At 71.5% G+C, this 709-nt stretch carries 1 protein-coding gene and 1 pseudogene; one reads left to right on the top strand and one right to left on the bottom strand.

The annotated features are described in order from the left end of the window. A partial coding sequence (locus KUM32_RS36520; protein WP_217146189.1) for an adenylosuccinate synthetase occupies nucleotides 1-111 on the bottom strand: 111 nt, incomplete at its 3' end. 211 nt (nucleotides 112-322) lie between these two features. On the opposite strand from KUM32_RS36520, the pseudogene KUM32_RS36525 reads away from it, so the two are divergent. Then, nucleotides 323-709 (top strand): annotated as a pseudogene (locus KUM32_RS36525) (hypothetical protein); the annotation flags it as partial.

Below are 709 nucleotides of genomic sequence, written 5' to 3' on the forward strand. Positions count from 1 at the left end.
GTTGCCGCCCTGGTAGCGAACGACGTAGTCCACCGAACCACCGAGCAGGTCGGTGGCCTTTCCCTTGCCTTCATCACCCCACTGAGCACCGAGCAGCACAAGTGCGGGCACAGGCGTACACCCCTTCCGGGCGGGGCATGTCCCACGTGCGTGACGGTGCGCGATGTCGCGCTTCCGCCAGCAGAGCCGTCGAACCGGTGCCCCGGAATAGACCAAGCCCCTGGCGCAATAGCGCAAGGGGCTCTTGCACCGAGATGCTACCTGAGGAAGGACCGAGGTGTCGGCTCCAGAGCCCCGCGTGAGCGCAACGCCACCGTTGCTCATGATCATCGACCCGGGCGCCCGGCGCGTCGACGGGGAGTCCGTGCGCATCGCCAAGGACGTGTTGTGCGCCCGCGCGACCACGAAGATCTGCCTGCCGGACGGCCTTGAGGAGGTCACCCGCGCGCTGGCCCGGCGCGGCGGCAGACGCCCGGTCGTGGTGGGCGACGACCGTGCCCTGCTGCGCGTGGTCACCCTGCTGCACCGCGAGCGCACGCTCGCCACGACGCCGCTCGCGATGGTCCCGGTCGGGCCGCCGGCGGCGGTCGCCCTGGCCAGCGCGCTCGGCATCCCCACCGACGCGGTGAGCGCCGCCCGCACCGTCATCGACGGCTTCGACCGGCGCCTCGACCTGCTGGTGGACGACAGCGACGGCGTGGTGATCGGC

The sequence above is a fragment of the Streptomyces sp. AC627_RSS907 genome (assembly GCF_019049165.1).